Origin of the sequence: Rodentibacter sp. Ppn85 (genome assembly GCF_001999335.1) — a bacterium.
Taxonomy (GTDB): Bacteria; Pseudomonadota; Gammaproteobacteria; order Enterobacterales; family Pasteurellaceae; genus Rodentibacter.
In genome coordinates, this window is record NZ_MLHS01000060.1 from 1 (window position 1) to 2,932 (window position 2,932).

2 protein-coding genes are annotated in these 2,932 nt (G+C 42.6%); both read left to right on the forward strand.

What is annotated here, in order from left to right; genetic code table 11:
* On the forward strand, nucleotides 1-2,110 hold a 2,110-nt coding region (locus BKL51_RS11890), incomplete at its 5' end, for a hypothetical protein (protein ID WP_077466537.1).
* Between the two features lie 10 nt (nucleotides 2,111-2,120).
* Nucleotides 2,121-2,932 (forward strand): hypothetical protein (locus BKL51_RS10020; RefSeq protein WP_077466538.1); only part of this gene is annotated, 812 nt, incomplete at its 3' end.

The window sequence follows — 2,932 nt, forward strand, 5'->3', positions numbered from 1 at the left end:
CGCAATTAGCACGGCGCAATTGATTCAAGCGGAAGTCCATAAACGACGTATAGCGCAAATCAATGAACGGGACATTGCCAATGAAAACGGTAATGCGGCCTGGTACACGCCAACCGTCAAAGAAAAAGCACAAATCTATCGGGAACTAAAGGTAAAAGACATCCACTTGAAGGCACAAAGTCATCAAGATATTTTTGAAACCTTAAAAACCGCGCTAAATTTAACCGCACTTCCTAGTGGTATAAATGCCGTCGAAAAAATGGCGAAACTCCCCACGCTCTACGGCGAACATTTTAAGCATCTCGTCAGCGTCCATTTAGCCCACATACTGTCACAAAAAGAGAAATTAGCAGACTGGACATCATTACTCCAATCATCCCAACATACCCCGACCGTTGCCGCAATTATCGGCAGTTATAGTCTTTATCTACACGGCTTGCTTTGGGGTGTTGATTTATCAACTTACGGTTACAACACCTTATTGGAAGCGGTTTATCGTGATGATTTTAAATTACCGCCTGAATCGCAAACCTTAGATAAAGCGGCGGTAGAACAGCTTCACCCCATCCTCTCGATGTCCGTTTATCCGATTATTGCCGGTAGCGTCAGTATTGCGGAGACCAGCCATTTTGAAGTATTAAAATTTGATTTTCTGGTGTCGCTGATTGCCGACAAACTCTATACCCGAACGGCAAAATATACCAAATCACGCCAACAAAACGAAGTGGTACGGGCGGTCAAACATATTCACCGCATTTATGAAATTAACCCCTTTACCAAACAGGCGGAAATCAAACAAAACGAAGTTATAAACCGTGACATTCGGATAAAAGCCCGTTATCCCTCGCCCCGCCAATCCCATCCCAAATCGCACCCACTCTACCAATTGGACGGCGCACCGACCTTAAAAATCCACGAAGAGGGTTATCGGGTGCTCAATCCGAGAGGGCAACTTGCTGGCTTACAAAAAATGTTGGGTTACTCGGTAATATTCGGTTATATCTGGCAAAGCAACACGGCAACCACCGCATTAGGGCGTTTTTCCAACGACCCGACTGTTGGTGTCATCAGCATGTTTGCCGGCTTAAACGCCCCAAAGAGTTATTTAGAAAAAACCATTGAACGTGCCGCCAATGAAATCCAAAAAGAAGCCACATTTTCAAAAGTCGGACAATTATTATTAGCCGAAACCAAACCGAATTTTCTCACCCATTTAAAAGCCGCCTTTATCAGTATGAACACTGCATTGGCAGGGTTAGCCGTGGTAATTGAAATCGGTTACGGCTACGAAGCCTATTACAAAGGCGATACCGTGGGCATGTATGCGGCAATCATGCGGGGTTCGGGCTCTTTACTGTCCAGTACCTCAATCGGTTTAATCGGTGTCGCCAAAGCCACCACCAATATGCAATGGCTGGTCAGATTTGGTTATGTGGGGCTGGCTGCCGGTTCTGTGATTTTAGTGGCAGGTATCATCACCGACTTTTTCAAACAACCGGATATTGTCACTTGGGTGGATAATGGATTCTGGGGCGGAAGTGAGCTGTATTGGGGGAGAGAGGTAAGAGCTTATGAGTGGGGAGATTTAAAACGTCCTGAGAAATTTAGAACTCAATTAAATCAAAGTGTATTTAATTCTTCTCAAAATACATATACAGAAGAAGCATATAAGTTTTATCATATTGAAATGCAACGTTATTTTAATTTTTCTAGTGAAATTGAACTGCATGATGAAAGTCAATTTCTCTTTTTTGTGAACTATAAAGGCATTTATAGCCAAGCGGATGCGGATAGCATCAGGATTGAAAGCCCGATAACGGTTCGCCGTCCGGCAACCCCAAAAAATATCTATGATCCACCCTATAATGAATATCGAATTGAGGGAAATGCATTGCGCTACCAGGTCGTTTTTGAAACGGAAGGCGTGGCAAAAATTACCATTCCGCCGCAACAAGTCACCGGCTATTTACGGGCAAAACAATATTATTTTCCGACACCGGTGCAATTTGATTATGGCAGCATTAATTATTTATCAATGAGTGTGTCAATTCCCACCTATCAGGGCAGTGAATATCGAAAACATTCAAATAAAACGGAATTTAAATTTTAAAGGATAGAATATGAAACTTCTCGAAAAATGGCTTCATTTTTACCGCACTTACACTTTGGGGTATTCCGTACGTCGGGTAAATCCCGATGAATTGGAAATCCGCCATTTAATTTTAGATGCTTTTCCAAGAGGCATGATTCGTCTGATTTTTTTGGCGATTTTAGGCGTCATTGCTTTTATCGATCTTCAACATGGGGTCAGACCCTTTGATAATCAAATTCAAGCAATTAAATATGATTTTGAATGGGCATTTAATCCTGATAAAAGTATTTCTATCGCGTATGAAAGAGAATTAAAAACAATAACTAACCCTGAATATTTAAAGCTTTATCCAAATGATAAAATCGAACCCTACGATGAATTTAGAAAACCATATCTCGAACGAGATAGCTTACGCTTGGTTCGCCCGGTTCTTCACTTTATCTGGCCGTTATTGCTCCTTTGCATTCTTTTCCCGCCACGCCCTCGTGGCATTCGGATTAACCGCAAGAAAAAGGTGATTTACCAACAACACTTAGGCAAAGAGTATTGGCTGGCATTTATACCGGAAGAGGGTGATCCGTTAAGCGGCATTGTCTATAACCTTTACGGGCTTTATCCTTTTAGTCTAACGGGGCGTTATTCGTTACAAATCGGCATACCCGAGAAAGACGGTAAACTGCCTTTTTTAATGTACGGTTGTTACCCCAACCCAAGCCTTGAACACAACCGCTACCTGTTGCGAGCCATTCGGGATTTTGTGCGAGAAGACAATCCCGCAAGCCTGAAATATGTCGGGCGTTGCTATAAACTCCCGTGGCTAAATCCGTTAATTTTCCTGTT